This is a genomic window from Streptomyces sp. MI02-7b (assembly GCF_033793585.1).
In the GTDB taxonomy this organism is placed as follows: Bacteria; Actinomycetota; Actinomycetes; order Streptomycetales; family Streptomycetaceae; genus Actinacidiphila.
This window is the reverse complement of sequence record NZ_JARAWX010000018.1, coordinates 161,322-179,125: the sequence shown is the minus strand read 5'-3', so window position 1 is coordinate 179,125 and position 17,804 is coordinate 161,322. Positions and strand designations below refer to the sequence as shown.

Genomic DNA, 17,804 nt, shown 5'->3' with positions numbered 1-17,804 from the left:
CCCAGCACCGACACCGGCGCGAGCCGACATCACCAGATGGCCTCAACGCCGATGGACGAACCCGGAACCAGGAAGCCGAAGACGACCGGAGACGCCCATGGAGGCGCCTTCGCAGGCTCGAACCCTGCCTGGAGTACAGGGTCAGGGCCGGCCGGTTCAGGGGCGTGATCCCCCGGAACCGGCCCCTTCTCGCGATCACGGCCGCGCCACGCGTGTGCGAGAAGACGCGCTGGGTGCTCCGAGTGGCCTTCGTCGGCGTCGTCACCGAGACTGACGTCGCCCGCATCCGGATCGGCCCTCGGCCGCGGGTGCCCGACGCGCCGGAAGCCTACGGCGCCATGATCACTCACCAGCAGCTCCCGGCCAAGGATGCAAGGGCCCGCCAACCTTAGTAGACGACCGGTCGTCGAGTTAGCATCGGTCGTAGCATCGCTCCGATCCGACCCGAAGGCAGAACACCGGCACGCGTACTACCACCCTGGGCACCCGTGGACCCGAGGTCGGCGTCATCGGCCTGGGCGCCATGGGCATGAGCTTCGCCTACGACATGGCCACCCAGCGCGACGAGGCCACCTCCGTCTCCGTCATCCACCAGGCCCTCGACCTGGGCGTGACCCTGATCGACACCGCCGACGTCTACGGCCCCTACACCAACGAGGAACTCCTCGGCCGCGCCCTGACCGGACGGCGCGACCAGGCCGTGATCGCCACCAAGGTCGGACTCGAATCCATCGACCCCACCGGCGGCCCCGGCGGCTCCCCACTGGTCACGTCCAACGGCCGGCCCGAGCACGTCCGCGCCGCCATCGACGCCAGCCTGCGCCGCCTGAACACCGACCACATCGACCTCTACCAACTCCACCGCGTCGACCCCGACGTCCCGATCGAGGAGACCTGGGGCGCCATGGCCGAGGCCGTCACCGCCGGCAAGGCCCTCCACCTCGGCCTCTCCGAAGTCACCGTCGAGCAGATCCAGCGCGCCCACACCATCCACCCCGTCACCAGCGTCCAGTCCGAGTTCTCCCTGTGGACCCGCGACGTCCAGGCCGAAGTCCTGCCCCACTGCCAACAGCACGGCATCGGCCTCCTGCCCTACTCCCCCCTCGGCCGCGGCTTCCTCGTCGGCCGCTTCACCTCCTTCGACGAACTCCCCCAGAACGACCAGCGCCGCCGCCTGCCACGCTTCCAGCAGGACAACCTCCGCGCGAACCTCGACATCGCCGCCAAGGTCCGCGCCGTCGCCGACCGGACCGGAGCCACCCCCGCACAGATCGCCCTCACCTGGCTCCTCACCCAGGGACCCCACATCGTCCCCATCCCCGGCACCAAGAACCCCACCTACCTCGCCGACAACGCCGGCGCCGCCGACCTCCAACTCTCGATCGCCGACCTCGCCGACCTCGACGCCATCCAGGCCCCCATCGGCGCCCGCTACTGACGGTCCGGTCCCGTCCCGACGTCGCGTCCACCATTCGCGTCGAGCGGTTCGGCACAGGGAAGAAGGCCCCGCACGGATCATGGTGCGGGGCCTTTGGCATCCACTGTCGACCTCAGCAGCGGCGGCCGGTGGCGGCCGCGCCGCCGATCGGCCGTCTCCCCCGGGCTCCCGAGCCCCTGCGGCTTCCGAAGAGGAGCGGCGGCGCCTCACAAGACGGCACCCGCGGTCCGCCGGCGTCCAGCAAGATCACACGGAAATAAAGTTTCATAATGCAGTAAAGGACGTAAAGCGGTCGATTTACCGCAGTACGGTGGATGCCTGCCCCGCACAACGCAGGCTCCGAGACCGGTTCAGGAGGAAGCCCGCATGGCAGATCGACTTGATGTGGCGTCGCTGCCTCCCGGCGATCGCGCGGAAGCGGTCCGTGAATTTTCGTGGGCCATCAACGGTCGCATAGAGGTGGGCCTCCCGCCGAACCCGAATCACCTGATGGCCAATGCGACCACCAGCGCGGTGGGGTCGGTGACCGTCTCGCAAATCGGCTGGAACGTGACCCGCCTCCGCCGCGCTGATCCCCCCGTGGACGAGGACTTGGTGCCGCACGTTCACCTACATCTCCAGGAGGCCGGGGTCTCCTGGTTCCAGCAGGGAGGAAGGCAGGGCGTGACACGGGCGGGAGATCTCGTCGTGCTCGAGAACGCGAAGCCCTATGAGGTCTTCTTCCACGGCACGATGCATTCGGTCCTCGTGCGCGTCCCGACGAACGTCCTGGGACTGCGACCGTCCCTGCTCGAGCAGGTCACAGCCGTGGGCCTCAGTTCGGAGCGCCCGGTCGTGGGTGCCACGGTCGGGTTCTTCACCCGGCTGGCCCGTGATCACCCCACCGCCGACGAGGCGGAGACCGCCCTGCTCGCGGAGCCCTGTCTCGACCTGATCAGGGCTGTGGTCACCATGACCCTGGGTCGGGACGACCTGGCCGGAGCACCTCTCAACAACACACTCCTTCATCGTGTTCAGGAATACGTCCGCCTCCATTTGGCAGAACCCGACCTGACTGCCGCGCGTATCGCGGCCGAGCATCAGGTGTCCGTACGCCAGCTCTACCTGACCCTGTCCCGAGCGGGAATCACCCTCGGCGAATGGGTACGGACGCAGCGCCTGGAGCAGTGCAGGAGGGAACTGGCCTCGTCGGTGCATCAGTTCATGACGATCGAGGCGATCGCCCACAGGTGGGGATTCGCCAGCGCACCCCACTTCAGCCGCGCTTTCAAGGCGGAGTACGGCGTGAGCCCCCGCGAGTTGCGGCTGCACCACGCGGCAGCGAGAACGGACTCTCCGGTGGCAGTGCTCCCCGGCGGGGAGCACTGACCGGGCCTGCCTGACCGTCAGGCCCTTGCCGGTCGCCCAGGTGCCGGCAGGCGCCCGCATCACTTCCCGCGCGACAGACCGCTCGGCCTGTCAGTCCTCGGAGAGGAAGTCGTCCAAAGCCTTGAGCCAAGCGCGGGGTTGGTCGATGTGGGTCATGTGCCCCGCTTCCTCGATCACCGCGGCTCGTGCGGTCGGGATCAGCTCGACGGTGGTCTCGACGAGGTCAGCGGGGAAGGTCATGTCCTGGCGTCCGTGCAGCAGAAGCACGGGAATGCCGGTGTCCGCGAGCCGCTGGGCCGCATCCGGATGGCGGGCGCTCGGCAGTGTGCCGGCCTGCCAGGGCCGCATCCACTCGGCGGAGAAGCGGATGCCTCTCAGCACGTCGAGACAACCGGGCAGAGCCTCCGGGCGCCAGACGTTGGCCGGCGCGGCGGCCAGAGCGGCCGCGCGGGTGAGTTCGGGTCCGGACAACGAGGGGTCGGACCACACGCCGGCCTCGGCCGTCATGCGTTCAGTGCGCTCCTGCCAGCCCTCGAACGCGTCCGGGGGCACCGGCAGGACACTGCTCGACGCGATCACCAGGCGGCGGACCCGCTCGGGAGCGGCCAGGGCGAGCCGCTGGGCGATCAGCCCTCCGTAGGAGAAGCCGAGGACGTCCGCCCGCCCGATCTCCCATGCGTCCAGCAGCCGGACGAGGTCGCCGGCCGCCGCTGCGGGGGTGTACGCGTCATCGGCCAGGCCCCGGGTCGACCGCCCGCAGCCGCGCAGGTCCGGCAGGATGATCCGGCGGTGGTCGGCGAGCTCGGCGACGGGCTCACGCAGATAGGTGTGGTCCCAGTCAGGACCTCCGTGCACCACCAGCAGAGGCCGCTCGGCGGAGCCGCCGGTTTGCGCGACGAACAGGTCCACTGCGGGATCACTCGACACCGGCACAAGAGTCTCGATGAACATCTGCCCAGTGTTCCCGTCCCGCGCCGTCACGGTCTCCCACCGGGCCGCCTTCACGCGGCTCGGTTGCACGCGTGCTTCCTGGGCGGCATGACGAATCCCGGCGGCCCGCACGTGAAGCGCACTGCCGGGCGGCGCGGGTTCCGGCCGGCCCGGCATCGGATCGGGCAGCCGATCGGCCGCATCGGCCCGGGGTGATCCGCCGCCCCGGGCCGATGCGTGACCGAAGGCTCATGCGTCCGCGGTGACCTCGGCCTCCCAGCGCAGCAGGTCTCCCGGCTGGCATTCGAGCACTTCGCAGAGCGCGGCGAGGGTCGCGAAGCGCACCGCCTTGGCGCGGCCGTTCTTGAGTACGGCAAGGTTGGCGGGGGTGATCCCGACGCGGTCCGCGAGCTCGCCCACGGACATCTTGCGCTTGGCCAGCATCACGTCGATGTCGACGGCGATCGGCATCAGATCACCTCGTCCAACTCGGCCTTCAACTGCGCCGCTTCGACGTCGCGCGCCACGGCCTGGGCGAGCAGTATCCGCAGTACGAGCACGATGAGCGCGACCCCCAGGATGGCCACGCCGATCCCGCCCATGATGAGGGTGACACCCGGGTCTTCCCGCTGGCCCGGCGCATTGACGGCCGTGACGGCGAACCACAGGAGGGCGGCCGCCACGATCGCGCCGATCACGGCGTCCACGGAGCGGAAGGCGGCGTGGGAGAACACGGTTCCGCGTCGCACCATCGTCACCAGCCGCCACACGGCGACCAGGGCGACCTGGGCCGCCACCATGCCCAGGATCGTGATCACGCGGAACGACGTCAGGGGGAGCGACCCGTCCTCCGGGTCGCTCCCCGACACCAACACCCACACCATCGACACCTGCACGAACACGGTGCCGGCGAGCACCACCACGAGCACGGCGTGCAGCGCGTGCACTGTCAGCTTTCCCATGACCCCTCATCCCATTGACTAACGATGTGAATCTATCGAATGTCGATAGATGAGGCAAGAGGCTGAGGCGGCCCGGGGACGCATTCCCCGGGCCGGCTCTTTCGCGTTCTCGCGGTCGCGCAACGCCGTGCGCTAGGCGATCGACGCCCGCGGCGCCGGTTCGAGTCCGGCGGCGAGCAGGAATTCGGCGGGGCCGATGACGCCGGTGGCCGTGCCGTCGTCCCACTCCACCAGGAGTTCCGGGCGTCCCTCGTTCCAGGAGTCCGGAGTCCGCTCGACGCCGCCCTCGCCGTGGCGGTGGCGCAGATACAGGTACCGGCCGCCGACGGTCCGGGCGTCCCACTGGGACGGGCAGCCGTGGCATGGCCGGACGACCCGCGCCAGTATCCGGCCCTCTGCTCCGATCATGCGGCGATGTTCACCCTGGTGGCGTCGGCCCGGCAAGGGGTTTCCGGGCGGGGAGCACCGTGACTGCGCGTGGCTCGCGGTCAGGCAGCGGAGGGCCGGCGGTGCGCCTCGGTCATCTCCCTCATCCGCCACGACACGCGGCGCACGGACCACCCACCCCGACGGCACCGGCCGGTCCACCCGACCTCCAAGCGGTGCGCTCCACCACCCGGGCGGTGGAGGTGTTCGGGCACGGGAGCGTGCACGGGCAGGCGTCGGTGAGGCAGGTGGCCCGGCTGCCGAGGGGCGCGGCAGGCGCCCCCTCGGCGGGTGGCTCAGGCGCCGCCCGGCAGGGGGATCGTGAAGTCGTCCTCGACCGGCGGGTCCACTTCGTGCTCCCGCAGTCCGGTGGCGGCGAAGCAGCGCACGCGCACCGCGGCCGGGCTCACGTCCAGCCGCAGGAAGCTCTTGAAGAACGGCGGGCTGTACGTGGCGGAGCCCGGGGAGAGCAGCCGGGTGAGGACCCGGCGGACGGGAAGCCGCATCCGGCGCCCGCGGTGCGGACGGGGCGGCGCACCCAGCAGCCCGGCGACGAAGCGGGTGCGCGCGGTGACCGCCGCGCCGGTGACACGGACCGGCTTGAGGTCGAGGCGCTCGGCGAGGGCCGCGGCCGCCTGGTCCGGAGTGAGGTCGAAGAACCGGCGCATGCGCAGCCGGCGGCCGTAGAGGCGGCTGTAGAACGCGAGGGAGTCGCCGCGCATCGGGTAGCAGCGGAAGTCGTCCTCGGTGACGCCGCCGACCGCCACCCGCGGGATGGTGTGCGTCGCGTGCATGAAGGCCCCGCCGCCGCCGGAGACGACGTACTCGATCCGGCGGCCGTCCACGTCGACCGGGTAGTGCTGGTAGTTGTGGATGTCGCCGCCGATCGCCGCGACGTAGTGGTGGGCCGGGTCGCGGACGATCTCGTCGACCGTGCCGCCGCCCTCGATGGCGCACGGGTGGTGCTCGCCGTCCACGTAGATCGGGGAGCCGGTGACGAGGATCTTGGGACGCGGCCCCCGGGAGACCCGGCGCAGCCACTCGCCCTGCTCGCGGTCGATGTCGCCGAGGAGCCCGGTGTCGATCCCGATGATGCGTATCGGCCCGGTGTCCATGGCCCAGTACGGGCCGGGCAGCGACGCGGCCTGCGCGGGGGCGGACCGCATGAGGCGGTCCGCGTCGAGTCGGGCGTCGTCCGGTGTGTCCGGCTCCGCCCACAGCAGCGTGCGCCACCAGGCGGGCGTGAGCGCGCGGGGCCGGGGGGACCGCGGGAGCGCCGGGGCGCGGCAGAAGACCCGCATGAAGCCGGTGAGGCCGTCGTACCAGTCGTGGTTCCCGGGGATGGGGTAGATCGGGGCGTCGTAGTCCCGGTAGGGCCGGAAGAACTTGGTGCCGTACTCGTTGGCGCTGCCGACGGGATAGAGGACGTCACTGCAGATCACGGCGTAGCGCGTGCCCTCCCCGGCCTTCAACAGGCCGGGGACGACGGCGTACTGGGGGTCGTCGCCCTCGCCGGTGTCGCCGAGCAGGAGGAACGAGAACGCGTCGGGGTCGTCCCGCTCGATCACCAGGTCCCCGGTCGCGGCTCCGCGTTCCACCTGGCCCGCCACCCAGCGCTGCCGGTCCGCGCCGGTCGGGTCGCCGAACAGCGCGGCCAGCGGGCCGTTGCGCGCCTTCCAGAGCGTGGCCGGGTTCAGCCACGACAGGTTGACCACCCGGGCGGGCATCAACTCCTGGTACGAACCGGGCTTCTGGCTCTCCCAGCCTGCGCCGGCCAGGGAGTCGCGGGAGGAGTCGGGCACCCGGGCACCCTAGCAACCGGTGGGGACCCTTCCGCTGGCGCGGGGTGGGCGTGACCTCCGTGGGCCACGCGGGGGCCTCACGGGACGGCACCGGCCGGCTCAGCGGCGACGGGCCTGGGAGCGTCGGGGGGTGAGGAGGGGACGATGTGCGCCCGCACGCTCTTCATCAGCGGCTGGTCGCTCTGCGTGCTGTAGTCGGCCGCCCCGATGAGCACGTTCATCTCCGGCATGTAACCGGCGGCGCAGCCCGCGGGGAGGTCGTAGGCGATGGCCTGGTAGCCCGTCAGCTGCCGGCGCGTGCCGTCCTTGGAGGTGCTGGTGATGTCGACGAGGGAGCGGTCGCGGATGCCGCGGGCGCGCATGTCGTCGGCGTTCATCAACACCAGGGTGCGCAGTCCGGTGATGCCGCGGTAGCGGTCGTCGTCGGAGTAGATGGTGGTGTTCCACTGGTCGTGCGAGCGCATGGTCTGCAGGACGAGGGCGCCGTCCCGGGGGACGGTGTCCGGCAGCGGCGCGGCGGAGAACTCGGCGCGGCCGCTGGGGGTGAGGAAGACCAGTTCGCGTGCGGGCTGGCGGATACGGAAGCCGAGGGGCAGGCGGACGCGGCGGTTGAAGTCCTCGAAGCCGTCCAGGACCTGGGCCATGGTGTCGCGGATGCGGTCGTAGTCCTCGATCCAGCTCTCCCACGGAGTGGTGCTGCCGGGGAGGGCGGCGCGGGCCATGCCGGCGATGATCGCGGGCTCGGAGAGCAGGTGCGGGGAGGCCGGCTTCTTCATGCCGACGGACAGGTGCACCATGCTCATGGAGTCCTCGACCGAGGTCGCCTGAATGCCGCGCTGCTGGAAGTCCCTCTCCGTCCGTCCCAGGCACGGCAGGATCAACGCGCTCCGGCCGTGGGCGAGATGGCTGCGGTTGAGCTTGGTGCTGACGTGCACGGTCAGCTCGCAGCGCGCCATGCCCTCCCGCGTGTAGGCGGTGTCCGGCGCGGCCAGGACGAAGTTGCCGCCCATGCCGATGAAGACCTTCACGCGGTCCTCGTGCATGGCCCGGACGGTGCCGACCGTGTCGAGTCCGTGTTCGCGGGGCGGGTCGATGCCGCAGACGCCGGCGAGGCGGTCCAGGAACTGCGTGGTGGGCCGGTGGTCGATGCCGCAGGTCCGGTTGCCCTGGACGTTGCTGTGACCGCGCACGGGCGAGGGTCCGGCGCCCTCACGGCCCAGGTTGCCGCGCAGGAGGAGGACGTTGACGATCTCCCGGACGGTGTCGACCCCGTGTTCGTGCTGGCTCACCCCCAGACACCAGCTGATGAGGGTCCGGTCGGAGCGGGAGTAGACGTCGGCGGCCTTGAGGATGTCGGCGCGCGGGAGGCCCGACTGGCGTTCCAGCTCGTCCCACGTGGTCGCCTCGCAGACGGCCCGGTACTCCTCGAAACCGTCCGTGTAGCGGTCGACGAACTCCCGGTCGACCGCCTTGGGGTCGTGCCGGGCCTCTTCCAGGACCGCCTTGGCGATGCCCCTCAGGAGCGCCATGTCGCCGCCGCTGCGCACCTGGAGATTGAGGGTGCTGGTCCCGGTCGGCTTGAACAGCGCCATGTCGGTCATCTCGTGCGGGACGATGGTCCGCGTCGCGGCCGCTTCGACGAGCGGGTTGACGTGCACGATCTGAGCGCCCCGCCGGTACGCCTCGGCCAGGGCGGTGAGCATGCGCGGGGCATTGGAGGCCGCGTTGACGCCCATGATGAAAAGCGCGTCGGCGCTTTCCCAGTCCTTGAGGTCGGCGGTTCCCTTTCCCGTTCCCAGGGCCGCCTGCAGGGCGCGCCCGGAGGCCTCGTGGCACATGTTGGAGCAGTCCGGCAGATTGTTCGTGCCGAATTCCCGGGCCATCAACTGGTAGAGGAACGTGGCCTCGTTGCCCAGCCGTCCGGACGTGTAGAAAGCCGCCTCGTCCGGGCTGTCCAGGTCGCGCAGTGTCCGTCCGATCAGGTCGAAGGCGCCCTGCCAGGAGATGGGGACGTAGGTGTCGGTGTCCGGGTCGTAGACCATCGGTTCGGTCAGCCGGCCCTGGTCCTCCAGGGCGAACTCGCTCCACCCGTCGAGCTCGGAGACGGTGTGCGCGGCGAAGAACTCGCGGGTGACGCGCTTGGGGGTCATCTCCCAGGTGACGTGCTTGATGCCGTTCTCGCAGATGTCGAGCCTGAGGCCCTTGGTGTCGTCGGGCCAGGCGCATCCGGGGCAGTCGAAGCCGCCGTTCTCGTGGTTCATCAGGAAGATCGCGCGCGGCCCGTCGATCAGGGCGCGTTCGCGCAGGAGCACACGCGTCACGCTCTTCGCCGCTCCCCAGCCGGCCGCGGGATGCGTGTACGCCTCATTGCCATGGCTCTCGGGACGGCTCTTGCGATCACGGCGCTTACTCATTCTTTTCAGCGTAGTCCGGTTCCCCACGACCGCATTTCGCGCTCTTTCATCCTGCGGACGTCGGGGACAATGCGGCTCCCGCAAAGCGTCTTTCAGTCGTGCGCCCCGCCCGTCCCACTCCGGTGGCGGAGCCCGGCGTGCGGTGTATTTACTGAGAGCGTGGTTTCAGCCGTACCCGAGGAGCCGAGGTCATCCATGGCGCCGCGACGACGAGACGGCCGGGCGCGGACATGAGCGCCGGCCCCGTGGCGGAGGCCACGGGCAGCTTCGAGAAAGCCCTGTTCGACCAGTCGCGGGCGGGGCTCGAGGTGTACGACGCCGATCTGCGGGTGCTGCGCGCGAACCCCGCGTCACTGCGGATGCGCGGCATGCCGGCACGGTCCGTGATCGGGGCGCAGCTGGAGGAGCTGGACTCCGGCATCCCGTTGTCACCGGTGGTGCGCGAGGCGCTGCGGACCACCGGCGCGCTGGTGGAACGTCCCGTCGCCGCGTACCCCGGGGGCGACCCCGAGCACCGGCACGAGTACGACGTCGCCGGGTACCACCTGCAGGACGGCGGGGGACACACCATCGGCGCGGCCTGCGTGTTCCATGACGTGACGGGGCAGGGGCGGGTCCGGCGGGGCATGGACCTGCTGAACGTCGCCCGCGCGAGAATCGGCAGCACCCTGGACGCGCTGCGGACCGCCCAGGAGCTCGCCGACGTGGCCGTTCCCGGCTTCGCCGACGCCGTCGCCGTCGATCTGCTGGAGTCGGTGCTCAGCGGGGACGCCCCCATGGGCCCGATCGCCACCACGCTGCCGATGCGGCGGGCCGGGTTCAAGGCCCGGGAGGGGCACGTCGGGGCCTACCCGATGGGCGGCGCCAGTTACTTCGCGTTCCCGACCCCGTACACGCAGGCACTCAACGACATGCAGCCGCGGCTGGTCGGCGTGCTCCCGCAGGAGGGCGGGTGGCTGCTCCACGACCGGGTGCGGGCGGAGTTCATCGCCCAGAGCGGGATGCGCTCGCTCATCGTGACGCCGCTGACCGTGCACGGGCTGGTGATGGGCCTGGCCAGCTTCTACCGGAACGGCTCGCACCCGGGCGCCTTCGACGACGAGGACCTGGCGCTGGCCACGCAGCTCGCCGCGTGCACCGCGCTCTGCCTCGACAACGCCCGCCGCTTCACCCGCGAGCACACGATCGCGACGGCCCTCCAGCGCAGCCTGCTGCCGCGCACACCACCGAAGGTCGCGGCGGTGGAGCCCGCGCACTGCTACCTGCCGGGCCGGTACGGCGCCCACTGGTTCGACGTGCTCCCGCTGTCCAGTTGCCGGGTGGGGCTGGTCATCGGCTACGTGCCCGGGGAGGGCCTGCACGCGTCGGTCGCGATGGGACGGCTGCGCACCGCCGCCTCCACCCTCGCCGCGATGGACCTGCCGCCCGACGAGCTGATCACCCACCTGGACGACGTGGCCCAGAACCTGGCCCGCGAGCAGGAGGCGGACCCGGCCACCCTGCACCACGGGCGGGCGCCGTTCACCGCGTCCTGCCTGTACGTGACGTACGACCCGATCACCCGGCAGTGCTCGGCCGCCTCCGCGGGGCACGACGGGCCCCTGCTGACCACCCCGGGGGGCGCCGTCAGCACGCTCGAGGTGCCGCGCGGGGCACCGCTGGGGCGCGGCGCCCCGCACGAGATGGTGACCACCGAGCTGCGCGACGGCAGCCTGCTGACGCTGTACTCGGACAGCGTCGCCAACCGGTACCCGGCCGAGGCCGGCGAGCGGCTCAGCCGGCTGTGCGACGTGGTGTCCGACCCCACGACCGCGCCGATGGAGATCTGCGACGCGGTCGCGTACCGGCTGCTGCGCGGCACCCCGCAGGACGGGGCGGCACTGCTGGTGGCCAGGCTGCGCGGCATCGACCCGGACCGCATCGCCACCTGGACCTTCCCGGCCGAGGCCGCCTCGGTCCCGCAGGCCCGGGAGGCGGCACGGGAACGGCTGGCGCACTGGGGGCTGGAGGAGCACGTCCCCGTCACGGACCTGGTCGTCAGCGAGCTCGCCACGAACGTCGTCCGCCATGCCGTCGGGCCCATCAGGCTGCGCCTGATCCTCGACCTCAACCTCACCGTCGAGGTGTCCGACGCCGCCGACACCGCCCCGCACCTGCGGCACGCCCGGCTCCAGGACGAGAACGGCCGCGGTCTGTTCATCGTCGCCTCGCTCACCCGGCACTGGGGGACGCGCTACGAGGACAACGGCAAGACCATCTGGGCCGAGCAGGACCTGTCGTCCGCGGCCTGACGTCCGGCTCTGCGCCTTCCGCATCCGCCGCGGCGCGGATGCGGTGGTGGACCGCCTCGTGGTGCCGGCGCAGGTGCCGGCGCAGTATCCGCTCCTCCCGGAGAAGCAGTTGACGGACCTGCACACCTTCGTGCGCAAGCTCCCGGTGCCCGACACCGCGGGGTCCTGGCACCCGGCCCCGTCCGCGGACTGCCGGAAGACCGAGCCGGTGCGCACGATCCGCACCAGGAAGGTGCCCCGCTCCACGGGAATGCGGAGGCCACCGAGAGGCACCCGGCGCAGGTCGAGGTGGACTACGAGGACATCCCGGCGCAGGCCGTCAAGTTCGCCCGCGAGGAGGCCAACGGCGCGGAGGTCACGGACCGGCGCGTGGGCGACGCCGTCCTCGGCCACCTGTTCGGGTAGCCCCAAGAGAGCGCAAGCCGACACTGGACGTCGAAGCCGGTCCAGGGGTGGCAGTTGGGGGTTCACGTCCCCTCTGCGCCTCTCCGCGGCGCGGTGGCGCACAGGCGGAGCACGCGGGGCCTCACCATGATCCGCGGCTCTTGGCCGCCGCCGGTGTGCGCAATCGGGCGGTATCCCCGGAGCCCGGGGGCTGGATGCGCCCCCGGGCTCCGTCACGTCCGGGGCGGTGCCGCGGCGGTGCGGGTGAACAGCGCGGGCCGGGTACCGCGCGGGCGCTTACGCTCGGCTGTATGGCGAACGCGACCGTACGCGAGTGGAGCGACGAAGAGGGCTGGGGCGTGCTGGACTGCGCCGAGACCCCCGGGGGCTGCTTCGCGCACTACAGCGACATCGAGATGGCCGGCTTCCGGACGCTGTCGGCGGGTCAGCCGGTGGTACTGGAGTGGGAGGCCCCGGGCTTCCTCCAGGACGGATACGAGTACCGCGCGCTGCGGGTCGTGCCGAAGGGCTGACCGGCCGGCGTCAGCCCACGTCCCACAGGAAGCGGTGGGTGTGGATGCCGAAGTAGGGGAAGGTGTCGACGCCCACCACGCCGTCGAGGGGCCGTACGACGTCGTTGACGAAGTCCAGCAGCTCGGGCGGGCCGGGACAGACGACCTCGGCGAACAGGGCGTAGGGCCCGGCGGTCAGCACGGCGTAGACGACCTCGTCGCGGGCGGACAGCGTGTCGGCGACCGCCCGAGGGTCGCCGTCGACGCGCAGGCCGAGCAGCGCCATGGCCTGCCCGCCCATCGCCATCGGGTCGGTGACGCCGACGACCTGCACGACCTTTCCTTCGACGAGCCGCTGCAGCCGCTGGCGCGCCGCGGACGGGGAGAGCCCGACCTTGGGGCCGAGGTCGGCGTAGGGGATGCGGCCGTCGGTCTGGAGTTCGCGGAGGATCGCGCGGTCGATGTCGTCCACGGGGTCAGCCTGCCAGTTCCGCCAGCGCGTCGGCGAAGAGGGCGGTGTGGGTGTCGACGTCGGCGGCGGTGGTGGCCGGGCACATCAGGGCCATGTTGTGGAACGGCGTCATGAGCACGCCCCGGTTGGCCGTCCACAGGTGCAGGAAGTCCTCCAGAGCGGGGTCGGCGACGGCCGCGGACGCGGTGCCGGTGCGCGGGGCGGGCGAGGCGAAGCGGTACTCCGTGCGGGCGCCGAGGGTGCTGACGGACCAGGGTAGGCCGTGCTTGACGACGGCGTCGGCGACCCCGTCCGCGAAGCGGGCGGCGAGAGCGGCCATCCGCTCGAACGCCGCGTCGGTGAGGACGTGTTCGAGGGTGGCGCGCATGGCGGCCACGGACAGGGCGTTGCCCGCGAGCGTGCCGCCGACGCCGCCCATGTCGACGAGGTCGAGGTCGCCCCGGCCGAGGAGCCGGTCGGCGAGCTCGGCGGACAGGCCGTAGGCGCCGGCGGGGACGCCTCCCGCAATGGCCTTGCCGATGGTGAGGATGTCCGGGGCGAGGCCCCAGGCGGCGGTGGCGCCGCCGGGACCCGCGGAGAAGGTGTGCGTCTCGTCGTTGATCAGCAGGACGCCGTGCCGGCGGGTGATCGCGCGGACCCCGTCGAGGTAGCCGGGCTCGGGCAGCACGATGCCGATGTTGGTGAGCGCGGGCTCCATCAGGACGGCGGCGACGTCCCCGTGGGCGAGTTCGCGCTCCAGGCCCTCCAGGTCGTTGAACTCCGCGACGCGGCTGGTCGCGGTGACGTCGCAGGGCGCGCCGACGTTGCCGGGGCGGCTGACGCCGCCGCGTCCGCCGGGGCCGGTGACGATCAGCGACTCGTCGACGCTGCCGTGGTAGCAGTAGCTGTGGAAGAGGATCTTCCTCCGGCCGGTGACCGCCCGGGCGAGCCGGATGGCCCACCGGTTGGCGTCGGTGGCGGTGAGCGAGAACGACCAGCGCGGCAGGCCGAAGCGGCGGGCGAGTTCGGCGCCGACCCATTCGGCGTCCTCGGTGGGCAGCATCGCGGTGGCACCGCCCTGCTCGCGGAAGCGGCGCTCGACGGCGGCGGCGACGGGCTCCGGGGAGTGCCCGGCCATGGCGCCGGTGTCGCCGAGGCAGAAGTCGACGTACTCATGGCCGTCGATGTCGGTGACGCGGGCCCCGCGGGCCCCGGCGAGGTAGCGGGGGAAGGCACCGGCGTTCTTGTTCATCCACGTCATCGGCACCCGCCCGAAGAGGTGGTCGGCCGCTTCGTAGGCGGCACGCGACTTCGGGTTGCGGGCGACGGCGTCGGCGGTCTCGCGGGCCAGCAGCGCGCGCAGCCGGGTGCGGTCGATGGACATGGGCGCTGCCTCCTGTGCGGCCGATGACGCGACCCCGGTGAGGCTACAGCGGAATCGAGCGTCGCATCAATGCTTCGCGCAGGAATCACGCGCCATGGCACCGCATGCGTGATCGCCCCGGGCGGACATCGCGCGGCCGCAGGTCCGGCCGCCCGGCACCCTTCGCCGCGGCCGGCCGCCGCCGGCCCGGACGCCCGGACGCACGCCAGCCCGCGCTTCACGTCACTCATACCCCTAGGGGGTATAATGGGGTCATCAGGTGGGCGACGGCGCGATCCTCGCCGCACACCGGAACACGCACTTACGCACAAGGAGAATCCATGTCTGTCACCTACAGCGTCTCCGGAATGAGCTGCGGTCACTGCGAGTCCGCGGTCAGCAAGGAGGTCTCCGCCCTCCCCGGCGTGACCGGGATCGAGGTGGACGCCAAGACCGGTCTGCTCACGGTCGTCTCCGCGGCCCCGCTGGACGACGACGCGGTCCGCGCCGCCGTCGACGAGGCGGGCTACGAGCTGGTCGGCAGGGCATGACTCCCGCGGATCGCCCGCAGGTCCTCCCGCCGGCCGCCGCGGCCGCGGTCACCGAGCTCGAACTCGAGATCGGCGGGATGACCTGCGCCTCCTGCGCCGCACGGGTGGAGAAGAAGCTCAACCGGATGGACGGCGTCACGGCCACCGTCAACTACGCCACCGAGAAGGCCAAGGTCGCGTTCGGCGACGGCATCGGCGTGACGGACCTGATCGCCACCGTGGAGGCCACCGGCTACACCGCGGCCCTGCCCGCGCCGCCGGCCCGCGCCGCGTCGCCCGGCGACGCCGCGGCCGACCCCTCCGCGCCGTCCGCGCCGTCCGCGCCGTCCGCGCCCGACGAGCTCACCACCCTGCGGCAGCGCCTCGTGACCGCCGTCGCCCTGGCCGTGCCCGTGATCGCCATGGCGATGGTCCCGGCCCTGCAGTTCACCAACTGGCAGTGGCTCTCGCTGACGCTGGCCGCGCCGGTCGTCACGTACGCCGCCTGGCCCTTCCACCGGGCCGCCTGGACCAATCTGCGGCACGGCGCCACCACCATGGACACGCTGATCTCGCTGGGCACGCTCGCCGCCTTCGGCTGGTCGGTGTGGGCGCTGTTCTTCGGCGAGGCCGGGATGCCCGGCATGAAGCACCCCTTCGAGCTGACCGTCGCCCGCGGCGAGGGCTCCGCCAACCTCTACCTGGAGGTCGCCGCCGGCGTCACCGCCTTCATCCTGGCCGGGCGTTTCTTCGAAGCGCGCTCCAAACGCCGTGCGGGCGCCGCGCTGCGCGCCCTGATGGAGCTGGGCGCCAAGGACGTCGCCGTGCTGCGCGACGGGCGCGAGGCGCGGATCGCGACCGCGGACCTCGCGGTGGGCGACCTGTTCGTGGTCCGTCCCGGCGAGAAGATCGCCACCGACGGCGTCGTACGGGAGGGGACGTCGGCCGTCGACGCGGCCCTGCTCACCGGTGAGTCGGTGCCCGCCGAGGTCGGTCCCGGGGACACCGTCACCGGCGCGACCGTCAACGCCGGCGGCCGGCTGGTCGTGGAGGCCGTCCGGGTCGGCGCGGACACCCGGCTCGCGCACATGGCGCGGCTCGTGGAGGACGCCCAGAACGGCAAGGCCGCCGCCCAGCGGCTGGCCGACCGCATCTCCGCGGTCTTCGTGCCCGTCGTGATCCTGCTGGCCCTGGGCGCCCTCGGCGTCTGGCTGGCGCTGGGCGAGGGCCCCGTCGCGGCGTTCACCGCGGCCGTCGCCGTCCTGATCATCGCGTGCCCGTGCGCGCTGGGGCTGGCCACGCCGACCGCCCTGATGGTCGGCACGGGACGCGGCGCGCAGCTCGGCATCCTGATCAAGGGGCCCGAGGTGCTGGAGACCACCCGCCGGGTCGACACCATCGTGCTCGACAAGACCGGAACGGTCACCACCGGTGTCATGACCCTCACCGGCGTGCACACTGCCGACGGCGAGCGGGAGAAGGAGGTCCTGCGGCTGGCCGGCGCCCTGGAGCACGCCTCGGAGCACCCCATCGCGCGGGCCGTCGCCACGGCCGCCCTGGAGCGCGCCGGCGACCTGCCCGACGTGGCGGACTTCCGGGCGCTGCCCGGGCTCGGTGTCCAGGGCACCGTGGACGGCCGCGCCGTCACCGTCGGCCGCCAGGCGCCGCCCGCACCGCTGCCGGAGAAGCTGGTCCTCGCCAAGGCGGAGGCCGAGGCGCTGGGCGGCACCGTGGTGACCGTCTCCTGGGACGGACGGCCGCGCGCCCTGCTGGTCGTCGCGGACGCGGTGAAGCCGACCAGCGCCCGGGCCGTGGCCATGCTGCGCGGACTCGGACTCACCCCGGTGCTGCTGACCGGGGACCACGAGGCCGTCGCCCGGTCGGTGGCCGCCGAGGTCGGCATCGACGCGGCCGACGTCGTCGCCGGGGTCATGCCGGAGGAGAAGGTCGCCGTCGTCCGGCGGCTCCAGGCGCAGGGCCGCTCGGTCGCCATGGTGGGCGACGGCGTCAACGACGCGGCCGCCCTGGCCCAGGCGGACCTGGGGCTGGCCATGGGCACGGGAACGGACGCCGCCATCGAGGCGAGCGACCTGACCCTGGTCCGGGGCGACCTGCGGGTCGCCGCGGACGCCATCAGGCTGTCGCGCCGCACCCTGGGCACGATCAAGGGCAATCTCTTCTGGGCCTTCGGCTACAACGTGGCGGCACTGCCGCTGGCCGCCGCGGGCCTGCTCAACCCGATGATCGCGGGCGCCGCGATGGCCTTCTCGTCGGTGTTCGTCGTGGGCAACTCCCTGCGGCTGCGCGGCTTCCGGTCCCTCGCGGACTGAACCCGGCCGCCCCGCACCCGCGCCGTGGCCGCCTCACTCCTCCCCGAGGAGGAAGGCGACCACGGCGTCCATGTCGACGCCGCGGAACTCGTGGCCGGGCGGAACGGCCTCGTAGACGCGGGCCAGGAAGATCCGCAGGTCGGTGGTGGCGACCTCCACCAGGGCGACGCCCTGGTGGGCGCGGAACTCCAGCACCGTGCGGTCGGGGCCGGCGGGGCGGACGTGGACGTCCCCCTCGCCGGCCGGCTCGTACAGCCCCGTGGTCAGCAGGCCGCGGCCGAAGACCCAGGTCACCTCGGCGCCGTCGAGCGACACCGAGGCCGGGAAGGCCACTCGCGCCGCGAGCGGGTCGTCGCGGTGGTAGCGCAGGGTCGCCGTGATCTCGTGGCCCTCCGGCCCGGACTCCGGGGTGTGCAGGCGGGCCTGGACGATGTGGTCGATGTCGGTGAGCATGGCTGGGTCCTCCGGGGGTGCCGTGCCGCGGTCCGGTGTGCCTTCCGTCGCGGATGAGAGCGCCAACGGCCCCGCGTCTTACGCGGGTTGGGCGGGAACTTCCGGCGAGGGCGATGTGATCCGCGTCACATGGCACCGGGGGCGCTGTCG

15 protein-coding genes and 1 pseudogene are annotated in these 17,804 nt (G+C 72.2%); 7 read left to right on the top strand and 9 right to left on the bottom strand.

The window, feature by feature from the left end; all coding sequences use genetic code 11:
- The first annotated feature begins 478 nt into the window (after positions 1-478).
- Together PV364_RS27625 and PV364_RS27620 are read left to right on the top strand one after the other, a co-directional pair.
- A complete protein-coding gene (locus PV364_RS27625) occupies positions 479-1,438 on the top strand; it encodes an aldo/keto reductase (protein WP_319663082.1) in 960 nt (319 codons plus the stop codon).
- Between the two features lie 366 nt (positions 1,439-1,804).
- Positions 1,805-2,806, top strand: a complete 1,002-nt coding sequence (locus tag PV364_RS27620) for a helix-turn-helix domain-containing protein (protein ID WP_319663050.1) — start codon at positions 1,805-1,807, stop codon at positions 2,804-2,806.
- A gap of 90 nt (positions 2,807-2,896) precedes the next feature.
- On the opposite strand, the gene PV364_RS27615 is transcribed toward PV364_RS27620, so the two are convergent.
- The 6 genes from PV364_RS27615 to PV364_RS27590 all read right to left on the bottom strand — a co-directional run bounded on the left by PV364_RS27615 (position 2,897) and on the right by PV364_RS27590 (position 9,340).
- Entirely contained in the window at positions 2,897-3,757 is an 861-nt protein-coding gene (locus tag PV364_RS27615; protein WP_319663049.1) for an alpha/beta hydrolase, read from the bottom strand.
- A 228-nt stretch (positions 3,758-3,985) separates the two neighbouring features.
- Positions 3,986-4,207 carry a helix-turn-helix transcriptional regulator gene (locus PV364_RS27610; RefSeq protein WP_319663048.1) on the bottom strand — a complete coding sequence of 74 codons (222 nt, stop codon included), beginning with the start codon at positions 4,205-4,207 and terminating at the stop codon, positions 3,986-3,988.
- A complete protein-coding gene (locus PV364_RS27605) occupies positions 4,207-4,698 on the bottom strand; it encodes a DUF2975 domain-containing protein (protein ID WP_319663047.1) in 492 nt (163 codons plus the stop codon). The genes PV364_RS27610 and PV364_RS27605 overlap by 1 nt, the downstream gene beginning before the upstream one ends.
- Positions 4,699-4,830: 132 nt before the next feature.
- On the bottom strand, positions 4,831-5,106 hold the full coding sequence (locus tag PV364_RS27600; RefSeq protein ID WP_319663046.1) for a hypothetical protein: 276 nt from the start codon (positions 5,104-5,106) through the stop codon (positions 4,831-4,833).
- Positions 5,107-5,420: 314 nt separating this feature from the next.
- Positions 5,421-6,926, bottom strand: a complete 1,506-nt coding sequence (locus tag PV364_RS27595; protein ID WP_319663045.1) for a metallophosphoesterase — start codon at positions 6,924-6,926, stop codon at positions 5,421-5,423.
- 77 nt (positions 6,927-7,003) lie between these two features.
- Complete coding sequence (locus tag PV364_RS27590) at positions 7,004-9,340, bottom strand: FdhF/YdeP family oxidoreductase (RefSeq protein ID WP_319663044.1); 2,337 nt, start codon at positions 9,338-9,340, stop codon at positions 7,004-7,006.
- Between the two features lie 230 nt (positions 9,341-9,570).
- Here PV364_RS27590 and PV364_RS27585 point away from each other — a divergent pair, with 230 nt between their 5' ends.
- From PV364_RS27585 to PV364_RS27575, 3 genes and pseudogenes are all read left to right on the top strand, one after another.
- A complete protein-coding gene (locus tag PV364_RS27585) occupies positions 9,571-11,631 on the top strand; it encodes a SpoIIE family protein phosphatase (RefSeq protein WP_319663043.1) in 2,061 nt (686 codons plus the stop codon).
- 34 nt (positions 11,632-11,665) lie between these two features.
- Positions 11,666-12,036: pseudogene (locus PV364_RS27580) on the top strand (hypothetical protein); the annotation flags it as partial.
- A 290-nt stretch (positions 12,037-12,326) separates the two neighbouring features.
- Positions 12,327-12,548, top strand: a complete 222-nt coding sequence (locus tag PV364_RS27575; RefSeq protein ID WP_319663042.1) for a cold-shock protein — start codon at positions 12,327-12,329, stop codon at positions 12,546-12,548.
- A gap of 10 nt (positions 12,549-12,558) precedes the next feature.
- Here the strand turns inward: PV364_RS27575 and PV364_RS27570 are convergent, their stop codons facing one another.
- Together PV364_RS27570 and PV364_RS27565 are read right to left on the bottom strand one after the other, a co-directional pair.
- Positions 12,559-12,999 (bottom strand): Lrp/AsnC family transcriptional regulator, encoded by a 441-nt coding sequence (locus PV364_RS27570; RefSeq protein ID WP_319663041.1) that lies wholly within the window; start codon positions 12,997-12,999, stop codon positions 12,559-12,561.
- A 4-nt stretch (positions 13,000-13,003) separates the two neighbouring features.
- The gene (locus PV364_RS27565) at positions 13,004-14,362 is read right to left on the bottom strand and encodes a transaminase (protein ID WP_319663040.1); all 1,359 of its coding nucleotides are present in this window, start codon (positions 14,360-14,362) and stop codon (positions 13,004-13,006) included.
- Positions 14,363-14,682: 320 nt separating this feature from the next.
- On the opposite strand from PV364_RS27565, the gene PV364_RS27560 reads away from it, so the two are divergent.
- Both PV364_RS27560 and PV364_RS27555 read left to right on the top strand, forming a co-directional pair.
- Positions 14,683-14,892 (top strand): heavy-metal-associated domain-containing protein, encoded by a 210-nt coding sequence (locus tag PV364_RS27560; protein WP_319663039.1) that lies wholly within the window; start codon positions 14,683-14,685, stop codon positions 14,890-14,892.
- Positions 14,889-17,201: a heavy metal translocating P-type ATPase gene (locus PV364_RS27555; RefSeq protein WP_319663038.1), complete on the top strand. Its 2,313-nt coding sequence runs from the start codon at positions 14,889-14,891 to the stop codon at positions 17,199-17,201. The genes PV364_RS27560 and PV364_RS27555 overlap by 4 nt, the downstream gene beginning before the upstream one ends.
- A gap of 33 nt (positions 17,202-17,234) precedes the next feature.
- On the opposite strand, the gene PV364_RS27550 is transcribed toward PV364_RS27555, so the two are convergent.
- Positions 17,235-17,654, bottom strand: a complete 420-nt coding sequence (locus tag PV364_RS27550) for an SsgA family sporulation/cell division regulator (protein WP_319663037.1) — start codon at positions 17,652-17,654, stop codon at positions 17,235-17,237.
- Positions 17,655-17,804 lie beyond the last annotated feature (150 nt).